Source organism: Streptomyces sp. JN8 (genome assembly GCF_055808075.1).
In genome coordinates this window covers 2,119,821-2,141,958 of sequence record NZ_CM147852.1, presented here as the reverse complement: position 1 = coordinate 2,141,958, position 22,138 = coordinate 2,119,821, and the positions used below count along the sequence as shown (strand labels likewise).

16 protein-coding genes are annotated in these 22,138 nt (G+C 73.8%); 10 read left to right on the top strand and 6 right to left on the bottom strand.

Translation table 11 applies throughout. The annotated features are described in order from the left end of the window. The first annotated feature begins 27 nt into the window (after nt 1-27). The 3 genes from ACY0MR_RS09270 to ACY0MR_RS09260 all read left to right on the top strand — a co-directional run bounded on the left by ACY0MR_RS09270 (nt 28) and on the right by ACY0MR_RS09260 (nt 3,721). Complete coding sequence (locus ACY0MR_RS09270; RefSeq protein ID WP_361854582.1) at nt 28-855, top strand: enoyl-CoA hydratase family protein; 828 nt, start codon at nt 28-30, stop codon at nt 853-855. Further along, on the top strand, nt 840-3,146 hold the full coding sequence (locus tag ACY0MR_RS09265) for a bifunctional salicylyl-CoA 5-hydroxylase/oxidoreductase (RefSeq protein ID WP_473560208.1): 2,307 nt from the start codon (nt 840-842) through the stop codon (nt 3,144-3,146). The genes ACY0MR_RS09270 and ACY0MR_RS09265 overlap by 16 nt, the downstream gene beginning before the upstream one ends. Before the next feature lie 86 nt (nt 3,147-3,232). Further along, nucleotides 3,233-3,721, top strand: coding sequence for an anthrone oxygenase family protein (locus tag ACY0MR_RS09260; RefSeq protein ID WP_388803136.1), 489 nt, complete (start codon nt 3,233-3,235; stop codon nt 3,719-3,721). 11 nt (nt 3,722-3,732) lie between these two features. Here ACY0MR_RS09260 and ACY0MR_RS09255 read toward each other — a convergent pair whose 3' ends face one another. Then, a complete protein-coding gene (locus ACY0MR_RS09255) occupies nt 3,733-4,584 on the bottom strand; it encodes a PaaX family transcriptional regulator (protein ID WP_388803133.1) in 852 nt (283 codons plus the stop codon). Nucleotides 4,585-4,650: 66 nt separating this feature from the next. After that, on the bottom strand, nt 4,651-6,273 hold the full coding sequence (locus ACY0MR_RS09250) for an AMP-binding protein (RefSeq protein WP_392045554.1): 1,623 nt from the start codon (nt 6,271-6,273) through the stop codon (nt 4,651-4,653). A gap of 222 nt (nt 6,274-6,495) precedes the next feature. On the opposite strand from ACY0MR_RS09250, the gene ACY0MR_RS09245 reads away from it, so the two are divergent. The 3 genes from ACY0MR_RS09245 (at nt 6,496) to ACY0MR_RS09235 (ending at nt 9,714) form a co-directional block, all read left to right on the top strand. Continuing rightward, nucleotides 6,496-7,650 carry an acyl-CoA dehydrogenase family protein gene (locus ACY0MR_RS09245; RefSeq protein ID WP_392864923.1) on the top strand — a complete coding sequence of 385 codons (1,155 nt, stop codon included), beginning with the start codon at nt 6,496-6,498 and terminating at the stop codon, nt 7,648-7,650. Then, nucleotides 7,647-8,060: a RidA family protein gene (locus tag ACY0MR_RS09240; protein WP_388803124.1), complete on the top strand. Its 414-nt coding sequence runs from the start codon at nt 7,647-7,649 to the stop codon at nt 8,058-8,060. Before ACY0MR_RS09245 ends, ACY0MR_RS09240 begins: the two co-directional genes overlap by 4 nt. A 97-nt stretch (nt 8,061-8,157) precedes the next feature. After that, nucleotides 8,158-9,714, top strand: coding sequence for an MFS transporter (locus ACY0MR_RS09235; protein ID WP_392208630.1), 1,557 nt, complete (start codon nt 8,158-8,160; stop codon nt 9,712-9,714). 55 nt (nt 9,715-9,769) lie between these two features. Here the strand turns inward: ACY0MR_RS09235 and ACY0MR_RS09230 are convergent, their stop codons facing one another. Beyond that, on the bottom strand, nt 9,770-10,753 hold the full coding sequence (locus ACY0MR_RS09230) for an Lrp/AsnC family transcriptional regulator (protein WP_473560205.1): 984 nt from the start codon (nt 10,751-10,753) through the stop codon (nt 9,770-9,772). 507 nt (nt 10,754-11,260) lie between these two features. Here ACY0MR_RS09230 and ACY0MR_RS09225 point away from each other — a divergent pair. Both ACY0MR_RS09225 and ACY0MR_RS09220 read left to right on the top strand, forming a co-directional pair. Further along, the gene (locus ACY0MR_RS09225) at nt 11,261-12,715 is read left to right on the top strand and encodes an MFS transporter (protein ID WP_361854609.1); all 1,455 of its coding nucleotides are present in this window, start codon (nt 11,261-11,263) and stop codon (nt 12,713-12,715) included. Beyond that, the gene (locus tag ACY0MR_RS09220) at nt 12,712-13,935 is read left to right on the top strand and encodes a M20 family metallopeptidase (RefSeq protein WP_473560202.1); all 1,224 of its coding nucleotides are present in this window, start codon (nt 12,712-12,714) and stop codon (nt 13,933-13,935) included. Before ACY0MR_RS09225 ends, ACY0MR_RS09220 begins: the two co-directional genes overlap by 4 nt. 211 nt (nt 13,936-14,146) lie before the next feature. Here ACY0MR_RS09220 and ACY0MR_RS09215 read toward each other — a convergent pair whose 3' ends face one another. From ACY0MR_RS09215 to ACY0MR_RS09205, 3 genes are all read right to left on the bottom strand, one after another. Next, nucleotides 14,147-15,676: a helix-turn-helix domain-containing protein gene (locus ACY0MR_RS09215; RefSeq protein ID WP_388803109.1), complete on the bottom strand. Its 1,530-nt coding sequence runs from the start codon at nt 15,674-15,676 to the stop codon at nt 14,147-14,149. A 51-nt stretch (nt 15,677-15,727) separates the two neighbouring features. Beyond that, entirely contained in the window at nt 15,728-16,084 is a 357-nt protein-coding gene (locus ACY0MR_RS09210) for a VOC family protein (protein WP_388803106.1), read from the bottom strand. Nucleotides 16,085-16,156: 72 nt separating this feature from the next. Beyond that, nucleotides 16,157-18,037 (bottom strand): amidohydrolase, encoded by a 1,881-nt coding sequence (locus tag ACY0MR_RS09205; protein ID WP_404082060.1) that lies wholly within the window; start codon nt 18,035-18,037, stop codon nt 16,157-16,159. A gap of 93 nt (nt 18,038-18,130) precedes the next feature. On the opposite strand from ACY0MR_RS09205, the gene ACY0MR_RS09200 reads away from it, so the two are divergent. After that, nucleotides 18,131-19,129, top strand: coding sequence for a LacI family DNA-binding transcriptional regulator (locus tag ACY0MR_RS09200; protein ID WP_388803101.1), 999 nt, complete (start codon nt 18,131-18,133; stop codon nt 19,127-19,129). 245 nt (nt 19,130-19,374) lie between these two features. Next, nucleotides 19,375-22,089 (top strand): aconitate hydratase AcnA, encoded by a 2,715-nt coding sequence (acnA, locus tag ACY0MR_RS09195; RefSeq protein WP_388803098.1) that lies wholly within the window; start codon nt 19,375-19,377, stop codon nt 22,087-22,089. Nucleotides 22,090-22,138: the final 49 nt, after the last annotated feature.

Sequence of the window (22,138 nt, the reverse complement as noted above, 5' to 3'; positions counted from 1 at the left end):
CCGAACGGAGGAAGGAGGCCGTTCCGGATGAGCCCCTTTACCGGCTCCACGCCCCGCACGGCACGCTGGCACCACCTGCGCCTCGACATCGACCGGGGCGTCGCCACCGTCACGCTGGCCCGCCCCGCCAAGCTCAACGCGCTGACCTTCGGCGCCTACGCCGACCTGCGCGACCTCCTCGCCGAGCTCTCCCGCGAGCGGTCCGTCCGCGCCCTCGTCCTCGGCGGCGAAGGACGCGGCTTCTGCTCCGGCGGCGACGTGGACGAGATCATCGGCGCCACCCTCGCTCTCGACACCGCCCAGCTCCTCGACTTCAACCGGATGACCGGCCAGGTCGTCCGGGCCCTCCGCGAATGCCCCTTCCCGGTCGTCGCGGCCCTCCACGGCGTCGCGGCGGGCGCCGGGGCCGTCCTCGCCCTCGCCGCCGACTTCCGGATCGCCGACCCCACCACCCGCTTCGCGTTCCTCTTCACCCGGGTCGGACTCTCCGGCGGCGACATGGGCGCGGCGTACCTGCTGCCCCGCGTCGTCGGCCTCGGCCACGCCACCCGGCTCCTCATGCTCGGCGAACCCGTCCTCGCCCCCGAGGCCGAGCGCATCGGCCTGCTCTCCGAGCTCACCGAGGAGGGCGCGGCGGGGGAGCGGGCCGCGGAACTCGCCCGCCGCCTCGCCGACGGCCCGGCGCTCGCCCTCGCCCAGACCAAGGCGCTGCTCACCGCCGAGCTCGACATGCCGCTCGCCGCCTCCGTCGAACTCGACGCGGCCACCCAGGCCCTGCTGATGAACGGCGAGGACTACGCCGAGTTCCACGCCGCCTTCACCGAGAAGCGGCCTCCGAAATGGCGGGGGTGCTGACGGTGCCGGGCCCCGGTCCGGACCCGGGCACCCGCGCCCGCCCCGCGCCCTCCCGGGCGGCCGTCGTCGGCGGCGGCCCCGGCGGGCTGTACGCCGCGGCCCTCCTCAAACGGCTCGACCCCGCCCGCGAGGTCACCGTCTGGGAGCGGAACGCCCCCTCCGACACCTTCGGCTTCGGCGTCGTCCTCTCCGACGAGACCCTCGGCGGCATTCGCGACGCCGACCCCGTCGTGTACGAGGCGCTCCGCCGCGACCTCGTCCGCTGGGACGACATCGACGTCGTCCACCGCGGCCGGCGCACCACCTCCACCGGCCACGGCTTCGCCGCCCTCGGCCGCCGCAGGCTCCTGGAGATCCTGCACGCCCGCTGCACCGACCTGGGCGTACGGCTCCGCTTCCGAGCCGAGGCCCCCTCCGGCGACCTCCTCGCCGCCGGCCACGACCTGGTCGTCGCCGCCGACGGCGTCCACAGCCGCACCCGTGAGGCCCACGCCGCCCACTTCCGCCCCCGGATCACCACCCACCGCTGCCGCTACATCTGGCTCGCCGCCGACTTCGCCTTCGACGCCTTCCGCTTCGAGATCGCCGAGACCGAGTACGGCGTGATGCAGCTGCACGCCTACCCGTACGAGGCCGGCGCCTCCACCGCCATCGTCGAGATGCGCGAGGAGGTCTGGCGGGCCGCCGGCTTCGACGCACTCGACGAGGCGGAGTCCACCGCCCGCTGCGCGAAGATCTTCGCCGAGGCGCTCGGCGGCCGGGAGCTGCGCTCCCACCGCTCCGCCTGGACCGCCTTCCGCACGGTCGTCAACGAGCACTGGTCGTACGGCAACACCGTGCTCATCGGCGACGCCGCCCACACCGCGCACTTCTCCATCGGCTCCGGCACCAAACTGGCCGTCGAGGACGCCCTGGCCCTGGCGCAGAGCCTCCGCGACCACCCCGCCCCGGCAGACGCCCTCGCCGCCTACGAGGCGGAACGGCGGCCCGTCGTCGAGTCCACCCAGCGCGCGGCCGTCGCCAGCCTCCAGTGGTTCGAGGAACTCGCGGGCCACGTCGACCGGTCGCCCCGCCTGTTCGCCTTCGACCTGCTCACCCGCAGCCGCCGCGTCACCCACGCCAACCTCCGGCTCCGCGACCCGGTCTTCACCGCCACCGTCGAGTCGGACTACGGCTGCCCGCCCGGCACCCCGCCCATGTTCACCCCCTTCCGGCTCCGCGGCCTGACCCTGCGCAACCGGATCGTCGTCTCCCCGATGGACATGTACCTCGCCGAGGACGGCGTCCCCGGCGACTTCCACCTCGTCCACCTGGGCGCGAGGGCCCTCGGCGGCCCCGGGCTCGTCATGACCGAGATGGTCTGCGTGAGCCCGGAGGGCAGGATCACCCCCGGCTGCACCGGACTGTGGACCGACGAGCAGGCCGACGCCTGGAGCCGGATCACGGCCTTCGTCCACGACCGGGCGCCCGGCGCGGCGATCGGCGTCCAGCTCGGCCACTCCGGCCGCAAGGGCTCCACCCGGCGCATGTGGGAGGGCATCGACCAGCCCCTGCCCGAGGGCAACTGGCCGCTCGCCGCCGCCTCGCCCCTCCCGTACCGGCCCGGCGTCAACCAGACCCCCGGCGCCCTCGACCGCGCCGGACTCACCGCCGTGCGCCAGGAGTTCACGGCCGCCGCCCGGCGTGCCGCGCGGGCCGGCTTCGACCTCCTCGAACTGCACTGCGCCCACGGCTACCTGCTCTCCGGCTTCCTCTCCCCGCTCACCAACCACCGCACCGACGGGTACGGCGGCGACGTCGACGGCCGGCTGCGGTTCCCGCTCGAAGTCTTCGACGCGGTACGCGGGGTGTGGCCCGAGGGCCGCCCCATGACCGTCCGCATCTCGGCCACCGACTGGGCCGAGGGCGGGACGACCGGCGAGGACGCGGTCGCCATCGCCCGCGCCTTCGCGGCGCACGGCGCCGACGCGATCGACGTCTCCACCGGCCAGGTCGTCCCCCACGAGACCCCCGCCTACGGCCGCTCCTACCAGACGCCCTTCGCCGACCGGATCCGCACCGGGGCCGGCGTCCCGGTGATCGCGGTCGGCGCGATCTCCTCCTGGGACGACGTCAACTCCCTGCTCCTGGCCGGTCGGGCCGACCTGTGCGCACTCGCCCGGCCGCACCTGTACGACCCGAACTGGACCCTGCACGCCGCCGCCGAACAGGGCTACGAGGGGCCGGCGGCACCCTGGCCCGCCCCGTACCGCGCGGGCAGCCGGCCGCCCCCGACGGGCCGCCGGGGCTGACAGCCGCCCGGGGCGCTGGACGCTCGCGCATGCGCGGGCGACGCTCGCGCATGGTCCCCGCCCACCCGCCGCCCTTGAATGGGGACATGACAGAGCAGCGGGGCGGGAAGGGTGCCGGGGCGGTCCTCGGCGCGGCGACGGCGGCGACCGGACTGGTCGCGGGGGTGTGGTTCGCGTACGTGTGCTCGGTGATGCCGGCACTGGCGCGCAGCGACGACCGGGTCTACGTCGAGGTGATGCGGAACATCAACGAGGTGATCCAGAACCCGGTCTTCTTCACCCCCTTCTTCGGGGCGACCGTGCTCGCGGCGGTGGCGGCCCGGCAGCACCGCGGCACCCGCGCACTGCCCTGGACGCTCGCGGCCCTCGTCCTCTCCGTCGCGGTCCTCCTCGTGACCTCGGCGGCGAACGTGCCCCTGAACGACGCCCTGGCCCGGGCGGCCGACCCCGCGGCCGCCCGCGCCGCCTTCGAGGGACCCTGGACGGCGTGGAACCTGGTCCGCGCGGCCCTGACCGCGGCGGGCTTCGCCTGCCTGCTCAGGGCCCTGGCGGTCCGGCCCCGGAAGACCCCCTAGCGGGGCCTCGGCTACGCGTCCGCCGCGGCCACGGTGTCCGTGCCGGACAGGTGGGGGCGGACGAACTCCGCGCCCCGGTCACGCAGCAGCTCGTGCAGGGCCGCGAAGACCTCCGCCGAGCGCCGCCCCGGCCAGTCGTCGGGCAGCAGCTCGGCCGGGAGCACCGGGTCCGCGTACGGCAGCCGGCGCCAGGAGTCGAGGACGAGCAGGTAGTCCCGGTAGGCCTGCTCGGCGTCCCGCGCCTCCGGGGCCTCCCGCCAGGCCCGCAGCACCGGTTCGTGGGCGGCCAGGAAGTCCTCGTGGAGCCGGGCCACCGCCGGCAGGTCCCACCAGCGGGCCACCGCCTCCGCCGTCGCCGCGTACCCCAGGTGGTCGCCCCGGAAGAGGTCCACGTACGGGGCGAGCCCCAGGCGCTCCAGCGCGTTCCGGGTCTCCTCCTGGAGCCGCGCGGGGGCGATCCAGACGCCGGGCGCCGCCGTGCCGAAGCCGAGGCGGGCGAGCCGGGAGCGCAGCAGGTGCCGCTTGTGCCGTTCGGCCTCGGGCACCGAGAAGACGGCCAGGACCCAGCCCTCGGACAGCTTGGGCTCGGTGCGGGCGTAGATCCGCCGGTCGCCGTCGTCCAGGAGTCGGCGGGCGTCGTCCGAGAGGGCGTATCCGGCGGCCCCGTCGGCCGTCCGGGCGGGCAGCAGCAGTCCCCGCCGCTTCAGCCGCGACACCGAGGAGCGCACCGAGGGCGCGTCCACCCCGAGCACCGCCAGCAGCCGGACGAGCCCGGCCACCGGCAGCGGCGCCCCGTCGGGCGTACGGCCGTACGCGCCGTAGAGGGAGACGATCAGGGAACGGGGGGTGTGCTGCTCGGCCACGTGATCACTGTAGAGGGTGGCGCGCCGGAGGGTCCGGGCCGGGCGGGGGAGCGGGCGCCGCGGCCGTCAGACCGGGGCGCGGAGCCGGAAGCGCTGGAGCTTGCCCGTGGGGGTGCGCGGCAGCGCGTCGAGGAAGACGATCTCGCGCGGCGACTTGTACGGGGCGAGCCGGGCGCGCACGAAGGCGCGCAGCGCGGCTGCGGTGCCGGCGTCGCGCGGCACCCCGTCCCGCACCACCGTGTAGGCGACGACGACCTGTCCGCGCAGCTCGTCCGGGCGGCCGACGACCGCGGTCTCCACCACGTCGGGGTGGTCGAGGAGGACCTCCTCGACCTGGGGTCCGGCGATGTTGAACCCGGCCGAGATGATCATGTCGTCGGCGCGCGAGACGTAGCGGAAGTAGCCGTCGGGCTCGCGGACGTAGGTGTCGCCGGTGACGTTCCAGCCCTCCCGCACGTACTCCGACTGCCGGGGGTCGGCCAGATAGCGGCAGCCGACCGGGCCGCGCACCGCGAGCAGCCCCTCCTCGCCGTCCGGGACGTCCCCGCCGTCGTGGTCGACGATCCGGGCCTGCCAGCCGGGGACCGGGCGGCCGGTGGTGCCGGGGCGTATGTCGCCGTCGGCGGCGGAGATGAAGATGTGCAGGAGCTCGGTGGCGCCGATGCCGTTGATCATGCGGAGGCCGGTGCGCGCGTACCAGGCCTTCCAGGTGGCCTCGGGCAGGTTCTCCCCGGCCGAGACGCAGCGGCGGAGGGAGCGGAGGTCGGGGGCCGTGCCCTGGGTGAGCTCGTCGATCATGACCCGGTAGGCGGTGGGGGCGGTGAAGAGCACGGAGATCCGGTGCCGCTCGATCGCGGCGAGCAGCTGCTTGGGTCCGGCCTGTTCGAGGAGGACCGCGCTCGCCCCGGCCCGCAGGGGGAAGACGACGAGCCCGCCGAGGCCGAACGTGAAGGCGAGCGGCGGCGAACCGGCGAAGACGTCGTCGGGCAGCGGGCGCAGGACGTGCGCGGAGAAGGTGTCGGCGACGGCCAGGACGTCCCGGTGGAAGTGGACGCAGCCCTTGGGCCGCCCCGTCGTGCCGGAGGTGAAGGCGATGAGGGCCACGTCGTCGGCGGCCGTCTCCACCGCCGTGTACGGGCCGGGGCGGCGGGCCGCGAGGGCGAGCAGGTCGTCCGGGCCCTCCCCGCCGAAGGGGGTGACGCGGAGCCCCGGTATCCGGGCCGCTTCGAGCTCGCCGAGGACGCTCGCGTCGCACAGGGCGTGGGTGCAGCGGGCCGCGTCGGCCATCGTGGCCAGTTCGGGGGCGCGCTGCTGGGCCAGGACGGTGACGGCGACCCCGCCGGCCTTCATCACGGCGAGCCAGCAGGCGGCGAGCCAGGGGGTGGTGGGGCCGCGGAGGAGGACCCGGTTGCCGGGCCGGACCCGCAGGTCGGAGGTGAGCACGTGGGCGATGCGGTCGACCCGGTCCTGGAGCTCCCCGTAGGTCCAGACGCCGCCGTCGCCGTCGTGGAAGGCCGGCCGGTCGGCGCCGAAGCGCTCCGCCGTGCGGTCGAGGAGTTCGGCGCCGCAGTTGAGCCGGTCGGGGTAGGCCAGCTCGGGGAGGTCGAAGACGAGCTGCGGCCACCGGTCCGGCGGGGGCAGCCGGTCACGGGCGAAGCTGTCGTGGTGGGCCGAGGGTGTCAGCTCCATGAGTCCGTCCCCCTGTCGTGGTGGGGTCGACCGTCGCCCCACGAGCGTATCGTGTTGGTGACGGCAGTCAACGGTTCGCGACAAGGGTGCTCCCGGGCGCCCGGACCAAGGCCCCGCACGGCGCGCGGACGCCGGGCGGGACAGGGACGCACGTGCCGGGCGGCACCAGGACGCCGCCCGGTGCGGGGACGAAGACGCCAGAGGGCGTCAGAGAGGGCCCACATGCCCGCATTCTCGCTCGATCCGGCCCAGACCACCTGGTGTGCGGAGCTCCGCACCCTCGCCGCCGAACGCCTGCGGCCCCTCGCCGACAAGGGCGAACCGGGCCGGGTCAACCGCCCCCTGGTCGCCGCCCTCGGCGAGCTCGGCCTCCTCGCCCGGCTCTTCGACGCGGGCGCCCTCGACCTCTGCCTCCTGCGCGAGTCCCTCGCCCGGACCTGCACCGAGGCCGAGACCGCCCTCGCCCTCCAGGGCCTCGGCACCCACCCCGTCGCCGCCTTCGGCACCCCCGCCCAGCGCGCCCGCTGGCTCCCCGAGGCCACCGCGGGGCGCGCCGTGGCCGCCTTCGCCCTCTCGGAGCCGGGTGCCGGCTCCGACGCCGCCGCCCTGGCCCTGGAGGCCCGCCCCGACGGCGCCGGCGGCTGGCGTCTGCACGGCGAGAAGCGCTGGATCTCCAACGCCCCCGAGGCCGACTTCGCCACCGTCTTCGCCCGCACCTCCCCGGACGCCGGGGCCCGCGGGGTCACCGCCTTCCTCGTCCCCGCCGACCGGCCCGGGCTCGGCGGCGAGGCCCTCGACATGCTCGCCCCGCACGCCCTGGGCACCCTCACCTTCGACGGCGTCCCCGTCGGCCCCGACGACCTGCTCGGCGCCCCCGACCGGGGCTTCCGGGTCGCCATGCACACCCTGAACCTCTTCCGCCCCAGCGTCGGGGCCTTCGCCGTCGGCATGGCACAGGCCGCCCTGGACGCGGCCCTCGCCCACACCGCCGACCGCCCCGCCTTCGGCGGACACCTCGCCGACCTCCAGTCCGTCGCACACCGGATCGCCGAGATGTCCACCCGCACCGAGGCCGCCCGCCTCCTCGTCTACGCCGCCGCCGCCGCGTACGACGAGGGCGACCCGGACGTCCCCCGACGCTCCGCCATGGCGAAGCTCCTCGCCACCGAGACCGCCCAGTACGTCGTCGACTCCGCCGTCCAACTCCACGGCGCCCGGGCCCTCCAGCGCGGACACCTCCTCGAACACCTCTACCGGGAGGTCCGCGCACCCCGCATCTACGAGGGGGCCACCGAGGTCCAGCGCACCATCATCGCCAAGGAGTTGTACGCCTCCCACCGACGGACCCACTCCCGCCAGGAGGAGCCGACCCCATGAGCCTGCACCGGCACAACCCCGCCGACCTCGCCCCGCCGACCGGCTTCTCCCACGCCGTCACCGCCACCGGCGGCCGGCTCGTCTTCCTCGCCGGGCAGACCGCCCTCGACAGCGAGGGCGCCGTCGTGGGGGACACCCTGACCGAGCAGTTCACCACCGCGCTCGCCAACCTGCTCACCGCCCTGCGGCACGCCGGCGGCACCCCGGCCGACCTCGCCCGCGTCACCGTCTACACCACCGACGTCGACGACTACCGCACCCACGCCCCCGAACTCGGCCGGATCTGGCGGCGGTTGGCGGGCCGCGACTATCCCGCCATGGCCGTCATCGGAGTCGTACGGCTCTGGGACGAGCAGGCCCGGGTGGAGCTGGACGGCTTCGCCGTACTGGACGAACCCTCCCCTACTTGATCAATTGGTCACCCGGAGGGGCCGGGCTTAGTGTCGAAAGGTGGACTGACCGGCCCACGGCCCCGTCAGGTGAGGGTGCGATGCGCCATGAAGAACCATGAGTAGGACGCCCGAGCCGCAGACCCCGACGGCGACCGCCCCCCGCAGGAGCGGCAAGGACGGCAAGGGCATCGCTCTGTTCGTGATCGCCTCGTGTCAGCTGATGGTGGTCCTCGACATCACCATCGTGAACATCGCCCTCCCGCACATCCAGACCGCGCTGGACTTCTCCACCACCAGCCTGTCGTGGGTGGTCAACGCCTACACCCTGACCTTCGGCGGCCTCCTCCTCCTGGGCGGACGCGCCGGCGACATCCTGGGCCGGCGACGCGTGTTCATCTTCGGCGTGCTGCTCTTCGGGCTCGCGTCCCTCTTCTGCGGCCTCGCGCAGAGCGAGTGGCAACTCCTCGCGGCCCGCGCCCTCCAGGGCGTCGGCGGCGCGATCGCCTCGCCGACCTCCCTCTCCCTGATCACCACGACGTTCGACGAAGGCCCGGAGCGCAACCGGGCCTTCGGCGTCTTCGCGGGCGTCTCGGCCGGCGGCGGCGCGATCGGCCTGGTCGCGGGCGGCATGCTCGTCCAATGGCTCGACTGGCGCTGGATCTTCTTCGTCAACGTCCCGATCGCCCTGCTCATCGCCTTCCTCACCCCGCGCCACGTCAAGGAGTCCGAGCGGCACCCCGGCCACTTCGACCTCGCCGGCGCGCTCACCTCCACCCTCGGCATGGTCGCCCTGGTGTACGGCTTCATCCGGGCCGCCCAGGAGGGCTGGAGCGATCCCTACACGATCGGCTCGTTCGTCGCGGCGGTCGTCCTCCTCGCCGCGTTCATCCTCATCGAGCGGCGCTCCCAGCAGCCCATCACACCGCTCCACATGTTCGCCGACCGCAACCGCTCGGGCACCTACGTCATCATGCTCTGCCTGGCGGCGGCCATCTTCGGGATGTTCTTCTTCCTCACCCTGTTCGTCCAGCAGGTGCTGGGCTTCAGTCCGCTCGCGACGGGACTCGCCTTCCTGCCGGTCAGCGCGATCATCGGGGTCGGCGCCGGCCTCACCTCCAACCTGCTGCCCCGGTACGGCCCCAAACCCTTCATGGTGGTGGGCTCGGTGCTCGCCGCGGCGGGACTGTCCTGGCTGACCCTGACCGACGTCGACTCCACCTACCTCGGCAGCATCCTCGGGCCGATCCTCGTCTTCGGTCTCGGCATGGGACTGATGTTCGTCTCGCTGACCATCATGGCGCTGTCGAACGTCGAGCCGCAGGAGTCGGGCGCCGCGTCCGGCCTGCTCAACGCCATGCAGCAGGTGGGCGGTTCGCTGGGCCTGTCGATCCTGGTGACGGTCTTCGGCACGGCCAGCCGCAACGAGGCGAACACCCAGGTCCCGGCCTTCCTGTCGCAGGCGACCCCGCTGCAGAAGGCCGAGTTCGCCAGAACGGGCCAGCTGCCCGCCCCCTGGGGCGACCAGGTGCTGACCTCCGGCGTCTCCGCGGGCTTCGTCACGGCGGCGATCTTCGCCGTGGTCGGCGCGCTGGTGGCCCTCTTCGTGATCCAGGTCCGCCAGTCCGACATCGACCGCCTCAAGGGCGGGGTGGGCCCGGGCGTGGGCGTCTGAGCGGGCGCCGCTGCGAGGCGGTCCGGGGCGGGGGCCGCGGGGGCTGGGGCCGGCCCTAGGGGCCTCCCGACTCGAACCCCGCCCGCTTGTAGGTGCGCATCAGCACGGCGACCTCCGCCGACGTGACGCCGTCGAGCGCCCCGAGGACGCGCACGGTGAAGTCGTGCAGGTCCCGGGTCGAACGGTGGCTCGAATACCCGAGGAGCGCCGTCGTGCCGGTCGTCACCACGAGGTGGCGGACGGCCGGCGCCCGTGCCAGGCGCCGGATCGCCTCGTCCAGGCGGGCCTGCCCGACGGCCAGCCGGAACCGCGCCTCCACGGGATAGCCGAGCACTTCGGGCTCCGCGTGCAGCCGCAGGTGCAGGACGTGGGAGGCCATCAGCCGGGCCAGCCGGCGGCGCGCCGTGGTCTCGCCGACCCGCAGCTCCCGCGCCAGCCGGGTGGTGGACATCCGGGCGTCCCGGTGGAGCAGCGCGACGAGCCGCCGGTCGAGCTCGTCCACCAGCGGCGGCTCGGGCAGCGGCCTGCCCTCCACGGCGTGGCGGCGCACCTCCGTGGGCTCGTCGTCGTAGGGGGCCCAGTCGCTGGTGGTGAGGAGCAGCCGCAGCACCACCGAGGTGTGGATGTCGACGACTCCGTCGAGCCGGCCGATGCCCGCGTCCACGAGGGTGAGCAGGGCGTCGTGGTCGGGCACGATCAGCTCCGCGAACACGTCGAGCGCGCCGGTGGCGACCTTCACCGACCGCGCCTCCGGGCGGCGGGAGAGGGCCAGCGCGGTGTCGTGCACGCGGCCGGGGGCGCAGCGTACGGCCACCTCCGCCGTCACCCCCTCGCCGAGGTACTCGGGGACGAGGGCCGCGGTGAACCCGACCGCCCCCGTCGCGGTCATCCGGTCGAGCCGCCGCGCGGCGGTGCGCTCGTGCACGCCGGCCGCGGCGGCGACCTCGGAGAAGGGGGCCCGGGGGTCGCGGTGGAGCGCCCGCAGCACGGCGTGGTCCAGGGCGTCGAGCGCCTCGGGCCGTGCGGGTCCGGTCGGCATCGGGGACCTCCTGGGGGCGGAAGGGGTGCGGGCGGGGCGGAAGGGAACGGCCGGGTGCGGAGGGGAGCGGTGGGGGCGCGGCGCCGGGTGCGGACAAGTGCGGAGGGGAGCGGCCGGGGGCGGGGCGCCGGGAGCGGACGAGGTGCGGTCGGGAGGGGCCGGGGTGCGGACGGGAGGGGCCGGGGTGCGGACGGGGCGCGGGCCCGGACCCTACGGCGCGGGTCCGGTGGCGTGCGAGGGCGTGCCGGAGGCGGGACGCCGGAGGGCGGACCGCGCCAGGATCCGCCGATCGACGGCCGCCGAATGACGCCTTCACCCGATTGTGAGGCGCACTCTTGCCCGATCGCCCGCCGGCTGGGGACATTGTGGTGCGGATTCCGCCATGCGGCCGCCGGTCGACGACCGGCCGGGCCGCCGGCCACTCCGCCGCCCGCTCGCGCGGCCACCGCGCTCCCGGCACTCCCCGCCCCGGCCCCCCGGCCCCTTCCCCCCGAACAGGTGGTACGTATGACGGACACCGACACCCTGCGGACGCCACCGGCGTCACGGGCCGTCGTCCGCGCGACCCCCGGCGCCGCCGTGATCGCCTCCGTCGCGCTCGTCGAGCTGTCCAGCGGCATCACCCAGGGCTTCCTCTCCCCCCTCCTGAAGGGGCTCACGGAGACCCTCCGGGTCACGGCCGCGGAGCTGAACTGGATCAGCATCGCCAACCTGCTCGCGTCGGTCGCCTTCACCCCGGTCCTGTCCCGGATGGGCGACCTCTACGGCCACCGTCGCATCCTGCGCTGGAACCTCGCGATCGTCCTGCTCGGCTCCGTCCTGGTCGGCTTCAGCCGCTCCTTCGGCGTGCTGCTCGCCGGCCAGATCCTCCAGGGCGCGTTCGCGGGCTTCTTCCCGCTGCTCGTCGGCATCCTCCGCAACCGCGGCGGGAAGGACGGCGACGGGGAGTCCCGCCGCGGCATCAGCTACATGGTCGCCGCGCTCGTCGCCGGCATCGCGGTCGGCCTGGTCGCCAGCGGCTTCGTGGCCCGTACCGTCGACAGCCCCACCGCCGCCCTCTGGGTCCCCACCGCGGCCGTCGGCCTGGCCCTCGCCGTCACCTGGCCGCTGCTGCCCGAGTCCGAGGCGCGCCCCGGCGGACGGATCGACTGGGCCGGCGGGATCCTCCTGTGCGTGGGGCTCGTCGCGATCATGCTCGGTCTCGGCATGGGCGGACTGCCCGGCTGGGAGTGGACCTCGCCGCGCACCCTCGGCTGCCTCGTGGGCGGCGCGCTGGTCACCGCCCTGTGGGTCCGCGTCGAGCTGCGGATCCCGGAGCCGATGATCGACGTCCGGATGTTCCGGCGCCGGAACGTCGTCACCGTCTCCCTGGTGACCGTGACCTTCACCGTCCCGATGATCGGCCTCCAGGTCGCCAACCCCGTCTTCATGGGCACCGGGCCCGAGCACGGCTACGGGCTGGGCCTGGACCCCTTCGCCACCGGCCTGGCGATGCTCCCCAACATGCTCGCCATCGCCGCCGGAGCGCTGGCCGCCCCCAAGGTCGCCGCGGCGGTCTCCGACCGCCTCACCCTGTGCGCCGGCTCCCTGCTCATGGCCGCCGGCTACCTCGCCTCCCTGACCTGGCACGGCTCGATGCCGCTGTTCCTCGCCGGCACCGCCGTCGCCGGGCTCGGCATCGGCTTCCTCCAGCACTCCACCCGCACCCTGGCCGTCGAGTCCGTGCCGCCGGACCGGACGTCCGTCGGCTCGGGGATCAACGAACTCCTCATCAACGTCGGCGGCTCCGTCGGCGCGGCGATCGTCCTCACCGTGTTCGCCGCCCGCACCCCGGCCGGCGAGACCCTGCCCGAGCTGGGCGCCTACACCACGTCCTGGACGATCTGCGCGGTCGTCTCCCTGGCGGGCGCCGCGCTCGCCCTCCTCTACCGCACGCCGAAGGACCGCGAGGCCCGCTCATGACCACCACCGCGACCGCCCCCCTGGACCGGCTGCGCGCCCGCACCCGCGACCTCGTGACCCGGCGGCAGGACGACCTCCTCGCCCTCAGCCACCAGCTGCACGCCGACCCCGAACCGGCCTACGAGGAGCACCGCGCCGCCCGCCGCATCACCGACCTGGTGGAAGCGTCCGGCTTCGACGTCACCCGCGGGGTCTGCGACCTGCCGACGGCGTTCACGGCCACCGCCGGCAGCGGCGACCTGGTCATCGGCGTCTGCGCCGAGTACGACGCGCTGCCGGGCATCGGCCACGCCTGCGGCCACAACGTCAACGGCTCCGCCTCCGTCGCCGCGGCCCTGGCGCTCGCCCCGCTGGCCGACGAACTCGGCATCACCGTCAAGCTGCTGGGGACCCCTGCGGAGGAGTCCGGCGGCGGCAAGGTCGACATGCTGCGCGGCGGCGCGTTCGACGACGTCGCCGCGGCGATGATGGTGCACGCCGCGCCCGCGGACTCCGTGGGGATGAGCTCGCTCGCCATCAGCAGCTGGAAGGTCGGCTACACGGGCCGCGCGGCGCACGCGGCCGCCATGCCCGAGCGCGGCGTCAACGCCGCCGACGCCATGATGATCGCCCAGGTCGCCATCGCCGCGTACCGCCAGCAGATGCGACCCGGAGCGGTGGTCTCCGGCGTCGTCACCCGGGGCGGCGACGCGGCCAACGTCATCCCGGCCCGCACCACCGCCGACTACGACTGCCGCGCGGTCACCCACGAGGAGCTCCGCGAGCTCCAGGCCCGCATCCGCGCCTGCTTCGAGGCCGGCGCCCTCGCCACCGGCGCGGAACTGGCCCTGGAGGCCGTGGGCAACGACTACGCCGACCTCCGCCAGGACCTCGCCATGGCCCGCTCGTACCTCACCGCCGTCCGCGCGCTGGGCCGCGACGCGAAGGCCGAGGACCCCTCGATCCGCGGCGGCTCGACCGACATGGGCAACGTCTCGCACCACGTCCCGACCATCCACCCCATGATCGGCTACGACTGCGGCGACACGATCATGCACAACCCCGAGTTCACCCGCTACGGCACGACCCCGCAGGCCGACCGCGCGGTCCTCGACGGCGGCCTCGCGATGGCCTGGACGGCCCTGGACCTGGCCACCGACCCCACCCACCGCACGACCCTCCTGACCCGCCTCCAGACCCGCGCCCCGTACCGGGACCCGGACACCCCGACACCCGCCTGACACTCCAACACCCCAACGCCCCGACACACCCCCGACACCCCCGCCGCCCGGGACCCGTCCCCGACCGTCCCCGACCCGAGACACCCGCAGGGACACACCCCGACACCCCCACCCCGCGCGAAAGGCCCCCTCGCTCCGTGAGCGAGGGGGCCTCGGCGTGCACACCGGGTCGGGCCGGCCGCCTCCCGGTCCGTGCGGACGGGCGGGTGGCTCAGATGTCCCGGAAGATCTCGATCTGCGCGCCGATCGAGTTCAGCCGCTCCGCCAGGTCCTCGTAGCCGCGGTTGATGACGTACACGTTGCGGAGGACCGACGTGCCCTCGGCCGCCATCATCGCGAGGAGGACGACCACCGCCGGGCGCAGGGCCGGCGGGCACATCATCTCGGCGGCGCGCCAGCGGGTGGGGCCCTCCACCAGGACCCGGTGGGGGTCGAGGAGCTGGAGGCGGCCGCCGAGGCGGTTGAGGTCGGTGAGATAGATGGCGCGGTTGTCGTAGACCCAGTCGTGGATGAGGGTCTTGCCCTGCGCCGTCGCCGCGATCGCCGCGAAGAAGGGGACGTTGTCGATGTTCAGGCCGGGGAACGGCATCGGGTGGATCTTGTCGATCGGCGCCTCCAGCTTGGAGGGGCGGACCGTCAGGTCGACCAGGCGCGTCCGGCCGTTGTCCGCCGGGTACTCGGCCGAGCGGTCGTGGTCGAGGCCCATCTCCTCCAGGACGGCGAGCTCGATCTCCATGAACTCGATCGGGACCCGGCGGATGGTCAGTTCGGATTCCGTGACGACCGCCGCGGCCAGCAGGCTCATCGCCTCGACCGGGTCCTCGGAGGGGGAGTAGTCGACGTCCACGTCGATCTGCGGCACGCCGTGCACGGTCAGCGTGGTGGTGCCGATGCCGTCCACCCGTACGCCCAGGGCCTCCAGGAAGAAGCACAGGTCCTGGACCATGTAGTTGGAGGAGGCGTTGCGGATGACGGTCACGCCGTCGTGGCGCGCCGCCGCCAGGAGGGCGTTCTCGGTCACGGTGTCGCCGCGCTCGGTCAGGACGATCGGGCGGTCGGGGGAGACGGAGCGCTCCACCTGGGCGTGGTAGATGCCCTCGGTCGCGGTGACGTCGAGGCCGAAGCGCCGCAGCGCGATCATGTGGGGCTCGATCGTGCGCGTGCCGAGGTCGCAGCCGCCCGCGTACGGGAGCTTGAAGCGGTCCATGCGGTGCAGCAGCGGGCCGAGGAACATGATGATCGAGCGGGTGCGGATCGCGGCCTCGGAGTCGATCGAGTCCATGTCCAGCTCGGCCGGCGGCACGATCTCCAGGTCGACGCCCTCGTTCACCCAGCGGGTGCGCACCCCGATGGAGTTGAGCACCTCCAGGAGCCGGAAGACCTCCTCGATGCGGGCGACCCGGCGCAGGACGGTGCGGCCCTTGTTGAGGAGGGAGGCGCAGAGCAGCGCGACACAGGCGTTCTTGCTCGTCTTGACGTCGATGGCGCCCGAGAGGCGGCGGCGGCCGACGACCCTGAGGTGCATCGGTCCCGCGTAACCCAGGGACACGATCTCGCTGTCGAGGGCCTCGCCGATCCGGGCGATCATCTCAAGGCTGATGTTCTGGTTGCCGCGCTCGATCCGGTTCACGGCGCTCTGGCTCGTGGCCAGTGCTTCGGCGAGCTGCGTCTGGGTCCAGCCGCGGTGCTGGCGGGCGTCACGGATGAGCTTGCCGATGCGTACGAGGTAGTCGTCTGCCATGGCGTCACGTTATCTCAGATATGAGATGGGGCCTGCTGTTGGGGTAGGCCATCAGGGTGACAGGGTGTGCGCGGTCGGGTGGCGCGGCTCGTACAGGGGGAGTTCGGTGCCGCTCGGCAGCCGTACGGCGGAGAGCAGACCCCAGCCCTGGTCGGTGATGGCGCGTGAGATCTCCGCGCCCCGGTCCTCCAGGTCCTTCAGGGTCGCCGTGAGGTCCTCGCACATGAGGTAGACCTCGTGCTTCGGCTCGTCCGACGACGGGTGGACGGCGATCTCCGCGGGCGGCAGCGCGAAGACGAGCCAGCCGCCTCCGGCGTCGACGTGCGGGAAGCCGACGACGTCCTTGAGGAAGGCCCGGTCGGCCTCCGCGTCCGGCGTGTAGAGGATCACGTGCGCGCCACTGAACATGTCCCGATCGTCGGCCGCCCGTACGGCCGCGGCAATTCCTCCGCGGCCGTACGGGCGGCTCCGGCGCTCGGGTCAGTGCGCCGAGCAGCCGCACGCCCGGTGCCGGCCGCCGTGCACCGCCGCGTACGACGAGGGGCGCGGCGCGGCCACCGCGCGGGCCAGTCCGGCGGTCGCCGTGCGGCCCGAGGCGGACTCCGCGTCGTGGACCACGCGGCCGCCCACCAGGGTGAGCCGCACCGCGGTGTCGCTGATGTCGGCGACCGGACACGTCATGACGTCCCGGTCGAGGACCACCAGGTCGGCGGCGCGTCCCTCCCGGACCGTCCCGGTCTCGCCGTCCATGCGCAGCTGCCAGGCCGTGCCGTACGTGTGCATCCGCAGCGTCGAGGACCGGCTCAGCGCCTCCAGCTCGCGGTACAGCGGGCCCTCGCCGTGCGAGCCCTGCCGGTCGATCGCCGTCCGGATCTGGTTCCACACCTGGAGGGCGTCCACCGGCCAGTCCGAGCCACCCGAGAGCACGGCGCCGTGCCGTTCGAGGGAGCGCGCCGGGTACATCCAGCGGTGCCGCTCGGGCCCGATGTACGGCAGGAGCGCCTCCATCGTCCAGGTGTCCGCGGCCGCCCACTGCAGCTGCATGCAGGCGGCGACCCCCAGGGCGGCGAAGCGCCGCAGGTCGGCCGGGTCGACCAGTTGGAGGTGGGCGACCGCGTTGCGCGGATCGCGCAGTCCGGTGACGCGGCGCGCGTACGCGTAGCCGTCGAGCGCCGTCCGCACGGCCCGGTCGCCCAGGCCGTGGGCGTGCATCTGCCAGCCCGCCCGGTTGAGGACGGCCGACAGCCGGCCGTAGTCCTGGGCGGAGACGTACAGTTCGCCCCGGTTCGCGGTAGGCCGTCCCTCCTCGTCCAGGTACGGCTCCAGGAGCGCCGCCGTCTGCGCCGGGTACTCGATCACCCCGTCGAGGAACACCTTGATCATCCCGAAGCGCAGCCCGCGCACGTCGCCGAACTCCCGGCGCAGCCCCCGGGCGTAGGCGAGCGCCGCCGCCGGGTCCTTGGCCTGCTCCGGGTCGAGCCGGATCGCCGGGACGATCCGCTGCGGCAGCTTCCCGGCCGCCGCGAGCGCCCGGTACGTGCTCAGCTCCCCGCGCCCGACCAGGGCGTCCATCATCGTGGTGACCCCCGAGGCCGCCGCCTGGGCGAGCACCCGCGCGCAGGCCGCGACCAGCTCGGCCTCGCTCGGCTCCGGGATGTGCCGGGTCACCAGCGGCTGGGCGTCGTCCTTGAGCACCCCGGTGGGCCGCCCGTCCGCGCCCTTCACGATCTTTCCGCCCGGCGGGTCGGGAGTGGCGGCCGTGACGCCGGCGATCTCCAGCGCCCGGCCGTTGACCCAGACGTTGTGCCCGTCGCCGCCGACGAGGGCGACCGGGCGGCGGGTGGGCAGGGCGTCGAGCAGCGAGTGGTGCGGGAGGGTGCCCTGCGGCAGCAGGCCCACCGGGTTCCAGTCCTCCACCACCAGCCAGCCGTCCGGCTCCTGCCCGGGGCTGTCCTTCAGGAAGCCGGTCAGGATGGCGAGCAGTTCCTCGCGCGTGGTCTCCGCCCCTTCGAGGGAGGGCCGCAGCGAGCGGCTGCCCGCGCCCAGCGGGTGGACGTGCCCGTCGTGGATCCCGCTCATCACGGTGGCGCCGCGCGCGTCGACGACCTCGGTGTCCCGGCCGACGAGGCGGCGCAGTTCGCCGCCCCGGCCGGTGGCCAGGATCCGTCCGTCCCGGCCGACGGCCACCGCCTCGACCGGACGGCCGCCGGGGGTGCCGGTGAACACCCGCGCGCCGTGCACGACCAGCGCGGCCGACCGGGGGCGGCGCGAACCCGCCGCGGCGGGGCTGCCGGCGACCCCGACGAGACCCGCCGCGCCGGCGGCGGCGAGCACGGTGCGCCGGCTCAGGGAAGAAGTCATGACCACTCCAAACGTTGGCTGTGGCCGGACGCTCGCTGATTAACGTCGTAACCAGTACCCTCCCCGGACCGCGGAATCCGTACGATGACGCGCATGGCAGGGCCCACCCTCACCGACATCGCCCGCGCCGCGGAGGTGTCCACCGCCACGGTGTCGCACGCCCTCAACGGCACGGGCCGGCTCGGCGAGTCCACCCGGCGCCGGGTCCGCGAGGTGGCGGCCGCCCTCGGCTACGGATCGCGGCGGACGCCGCTCACCCGGACCGGGACCCTCGGCCTCGCCGTCACCACCTACGCGGGCGCCGCCTGGAACTACCTGGAGGTCCCCTACTTCTCCCGCCTGCTCACCGCCGCCGCGGCCACCGCGCACGCCCACGGCTACGCGCTCACGGTCCTGCCGGCCGTGCGCGGCGGCGAGACCCTCTGGCACACCCTGAGCGTCGACGGCATGCTCCTGCTCGACAGTCCCGAGGACGACCGGGTGCTGCGCGCCCTGCGGGCCAGGGGCATCCCCGTGGTCTTCGACGGCCGCCCCACCGACCCGCACCCCGGCGACGTCTGGGTCGACAACGACCACGCCGCGACCACCCGGGAGGTCCTGGACCACCTGGCGGCGGCCGGTGCGGACCGGATCGCCCTGCACGCCGGCTTCGGCCGCGAGTACTACACCGGAGCCGTGACCCGGGCGTACGGGGAGTGGTGCCGGGAGCGCGGCCGGGAGCCGGCGGTGATCGCCTTCGACCCGGACGACGCGCCGGGCCACGCCTTCGACCGGGTCTTCTCCGGTCGGTCGTGCGACGCCGTCCACTCCGTGTACGACCCCGGCGGACGGCAGGTCCTGGCCGCGGCGGCCCGGCACGGTCTGCGGATCCCCGACGACCTGCTCCTGGTCTGCGCCAGCGAGGATCCCGCCTACGGCGGCCCCGGCCCGGCGGTGACGACGGTGTCGCTGCGGCCCGAGGCCATCGCGGAGACCGCCGTGACGGCCCTGGCCGCGCTGCTGGACCCCGCTCTGCCCGACCCGCCGCCGGGCGGGCTGACGGTCCCGGCCCGGCTGTGTCCGCGCGCGTCGAGCCGCCGGGGGAGCGGCTGAGCGCCGCCGGGCCTCCGGTCGGCCGGGTCGCGGGCGCGATGATGACGCCCGTCACAGGCATGCCGGGCATGACCGCGCAGCGGGGATGCACTAGAGTTATCTCGACATCGAGATAACTGCTTACGGCGCACCGCGGCCGCCCACCCGGTAAGGGTTACCTAACTAAGCCTTACCTTAGCGGATCGGCGAGGGAGTCGTGGCGGCAGCATGGCGGTAATACGCGCACATTGATGAAGGAGACTGTCGTGTCGGCGAACAGCTTCGACGCCCGCAGCACGCTGCGCGTGGGCGACGAGTCGTACGAGATCTTCAAGCTGGACAAGGTCGAGGGCTCCGCGCGCCTCCCGTACAGCCTGAAGGTCCTCCTGGAGAACCTGCTCCGCACCGAGGACGGCGCGAACATCACCGCCGACCACATCCGGGCCCTCGGCAACTGGGACTCGCAGGCCCAGCCGAGCCAGGAGATCCAGTTCACGCCGGCCCGCGTGATCATGCAGGACTTCACCGGCGTCCCCTGCGTCGTCGACCTCGCCACCATGCGCGAGGCCGTCGCCGCGCTCGGCGGCGACCCGGCGAAGATCAACCCGCTCTCCCCGGCCGAGATGGTCATCGACCACTCCGTCATCGCCGACAAGTTCGGCACGAACTCCGCCTTCGCCGAGAACGTCGAGCTGGAGTACGGCCGGAACAAGGAGCGCTACCAGTTCCTGCGCTGGGGCCAGACCGCCTTCGACGACTTCAAGGTCGTCCCGCCGGGCACCGGCATCGTCCACCAGGTGAACATCGAGCACCTGGCCCGCACGGTCATGGTCCGCAACGGCCAGGCGTACCCCGACACCCTCGTCGGCACCGACTCCCACACCACCATGGTCAACGGCCTCGGTGTGCTCGGCTGGGGCGTCGGCGGCATCGAGGCCGAGGCCGCGATGCTGGGCCAGCCGGTCTCCATGCTCATCCCGCGCGTCGTCGGCTTCAAGCTGACCGGCGAGCTCCCGGCCGGCACCACCGCCACCGACCTGGTCCTCACGATCACCGAGATGCTGCGCAAGCACGGCGTCGTCGGCAAGTTCGTCGAGTTCTACGGCGAGGGCGTCGCCGCCACCTCCCTCGCGAACCGCGCCACCATCGGCAACATGTCGCCGGAGTTCGGCTCCACCGCCGCCGTCTTCCCGATCGACGGCGAGACCCTGAACTACCTCAAGCTGACCGGCCGCTCCGCGCAGCAGGTCGCGCTCGTCGAGGCGTACGCCAAGGAGCAGGGCCTCTGGCTCGACCCGGCCGCCGAGCCCGACTTCTCCGAGAAGCTGGAGCTCGACCTCTCCACGGTCGTCCCCTCCATCGCCGGCCCGAAGCGCCCGCAGGACCGCATCGTCCTCGCGAACGCCGCCGCGCAGTTCGCCCAGGACGTGCGCAACTACGTCTCGAACGACGACGAGGCGGGCAAGGAGTCCTTCCCGGCCTCCGACGCCCCGGCCGTCTCCAACGGCGTCCCGTCGAACCCGGTCGAGGTGACCGCCCCCGACGGCACCACCTACACGATCGACCACGGCGCCGTCACCGTCGCCGCGATCACCTCCTGCACCAACACGTCGAACCCGTACGTGATGGTCGCGGCGGCGCTCGTCGCCAAGAAGGCCACCGAGAAGGGCCTGACCCGCAAGCCGTGGGTCAAGACCACCCTCGCCCCCGGCTCGAAGGTCGTCACCGACTACTTCGACAAGGCGGGCCTCACCCCGTACCTCGACAAGGTCGGCTTCAACCTCGTCGGCTACGGCTGCACCACCTGCATCGGCAACTCCGGCCCGCTGCCGGAGGAGGTCTCCAAGGCCGTCAACGAGCACGACCTGGCCGTGACCTCGGTGCTCTCGGGCAACCGCAACTTCGAGGGTCGCATCAACCCCGACGTCAAGATGAACTACCTGGCCTCCCCGCCGCTGGTCGTCGCGTACGCCATCGCGGGCTCCATGAAGGTGGACATCACCAAGGACGCCCTCGGCGTCGACCAGGACGGCAAGCCCGTCTACCTGGCCGACATCTGGCCGACGGAGGCCGAGGTCAACGACGTCGTCGCCAACGCCATCGGCGAGGACATGTTCAACAAGTCCTACCAGGACGTCTTCGCGGGCGACGCCCAGTGGCAGGCGCTGTCGATCCCCACCGGCAACACCTTCGAGTGGGACGCCGAGTCCACCTACGTCCGGAAGCCCCCGTACTTCGAGGGCATGACGATGGAGACCACCCCGGTCACCGACATCACCGGCGCCCGCGTCCTGGCCAAGCTGGGCGACTCGGTCACCACCGACCACATCTCCCCGGCCGGCGCCATCAAGGCCGACACCCCGGCCGGCAAGTACCTCACCGAGCACGGTGTGGAGCGTCGTGACTTCAACTCCTACGGCTCGCGCCGAGGCAACCACGAGGTCATGATCCGCGGCACCTTCGCCAACATCCGCCTGCGCAACCAGATCGCGCCGGGCACCGAGGGCGGCTTCACCCGCGACTTCACCGTCGAGGGCGCGCCGGTGTCGTTCATCTACGACGCCTCGCAGAACTACCAGGCCGCCGGCACCCCGCTGGTCATCCTGGGCGGCAAGGAGTACGGCTCCGGCTCGTCCCGCGACTGGGCCGCCAAGGGCACCGCGCTCCTCGGCGTCAAGGCCGTCATCACCGAGTCGTACGAGCGCATCCACCGCTCGAACCTCATCGGCATGGGCGTCCTGCCGCTCCAGTTCCCGGCCGGCCAGTCGGCCGACTCGCTCGGTCTGACCGGCGAGGAGACCTTCTCCATCGCGGGCGTCACGGAGCTGAACGAGGGCACCACGCCGAGCACGGTCAAGGTCACCACCGACACCGGTGTCGAGTTCGACGCGGTCGTCCGCATCGACACCCCCGGTGAGGCGGACTACTACCGCAACGGCGGCATCATGCAGTACGTGCTCCGCAACCTGATCCGCGGCTGACACCGCCGGATCCGGTCACGGCAAGGGCCCCGCTCCTCGGAAGAGGAGC

Bases quoted from the DNA above. Each gene is read 5' to 3' on its own strand.
- ACY0MR_RS09270 (WP_361854582.1), top strand. From the start codon at position 28: ATGAGCCCCTTTACCGGCTCCACGCCCCGCACGGCACGCTGGCACCAC.
- ACY0MR_RS09265 (WP_473560208.1), top strand. From the start codon at position 840: ATGGCGGGGGTGCTGACGGTGCCGGGCCCCGGTCCGGACCCGGGCACC.
- ACY0MR_RS09260 (WP_388803136.1), top strand. From the start codon at position 3,233: ATGACAGAGCAGCGGGGCGGGAAGGGTGCCGGGGCGGTCCTCGGCGCG.
- ACY0MR_RS09250 (WP_392045554.1), bottom strand. From the start codon at position 6,273: ATGGAGCTGACACCCTCGGCCCACCACGACAGCTTCGCCCGTGACCGG.
- ACY0MR_RS09245 (WP_392864923.1), top strand. From the start codon at position 6,496: ATGCCCGCATTCTCGCTCGATCCGGCCCAGACCACCTGGTGTGCGGAG.
- ACY0MR_RS09240 (WP_388803124.1), top strand. From the start codon at position 7,647: ATGAGCCTGCACCGGCACAACCCCGCCGACCTCGCCCCGCCGACCGGC.
- ACY0MR_RS09235 (WP_392208630.1), top strand. From the start codon at position 8,158: ATGAGTAGGACGCCCGAGCCGCAGACCCCGACGGCGACCGCCCCCCGC.
- ACY0MR_RS09230 (WP_473560205.1), bottom strand. From the start codon at position 10,753: ATGCCGACCGGACCCGCACGGCCCGAGGCGCTCGACGCCCTGGACCAC.
- ACY0MR_RS09225 (WP_361854609.1), top strand. From the start codon at position 11,261: ATGACGGACACCGACACCCTGCGGACGCCACCGGCGTCACGGGCCGTC.
- ACY0MR_RS09220 (WP_473560202.1), top strand. From the start codon at position 12,712: ATGACCACCACCGCGACCGCCCCCCTGGACCGGCTGCGCGCCCGCACC.
- ACY0MR_RS09215 (WP_388803109.1), bottom strand. From the start codon at position 15,676: ATGGCAGACGACTACCTCGTACGCATCGGCAAGCTCATCCGTGACGCC.
- ACY0MR_RS09210 (WP_388803106.1), bottom strand. From the start codon at position 16,084: ATGTTCAGTGGCGCGCACGTGATCCTCTACACGCCGGACGCGGAGGCC.
- ACY0MR_RS09205 (WP_404082060.1), bottom strand. From the start codon at position 18,037: ATGACTTCTTCCCTGAGCCGGCGCACCGTGCTCGCCGCCGCCGGCGCG.
- ACY0MR_RS09200 (WP_388803101.1), top strand. From the start codon at position 18,131: ATGGCAGGGCCCACCCTCACCGACATCGCCCGCGCCGCGGAGGTGTCC.